Annotated in this window: 2 tRNA genes; both read left to right on the top strand. The window is 50.9% G+C overall.

Features of this window, described 5'->3' with window-relative positions:
• The first annotated feature begins 19 nt into the window (after window positions 1-19).
• Window positions 20-96: transfer RNA gene (locus ACM6J5_RS24235), tRNA-Ile, on the top strand.
• Between the two features lie 30 nt (window positions 97-126).
• A tRNA-Ala gene (locus tag ACM6J5_RS24230) sits at window positions 127-202 on the top strand.
• Window positions 203-285 lie beyond the last annotated feature (83 nt).

Below are 285 nucleotides of genomic sequence, written 5' to 3'. Positions count from 1 at the left end.
TAAGAAGCAGCCCGAAATTGGGTCTGTAGCTCAGTTGGTTAGAGCGCACCCCTGATAAGGGTGAGGTCGGCAGTTCGAATCTGCCCAGACCCACCAATTTTGTGTGGGAAACGCCTGTAGAAATACGGGGCCATAGCTCAGCTGGGAGAGCGCCTGCCTTGCACGCAGGAGGTCAACGGTTCGATCCCGTTTGGCTCCACCACTACTGCTTCTGATTGTATAAAGCTTAGAAATGAGCATTCCATCGGTTCGATGGTGAATGTTGATTTCTAGTCTTTGACTAGT

The organism is Pseudomonas sp. IT-P74 (genome assembly GCF_949768175.1).
Classification (GTDB): Bacteria; Pseudomonadota; Gammaproteobacteria; order Pseudomonadales; family Pseudomonadaceae; genus Aquipseudomonas.
This window is presented reverse-complemented; position numbering and strand designations above follow the sequence as displayed.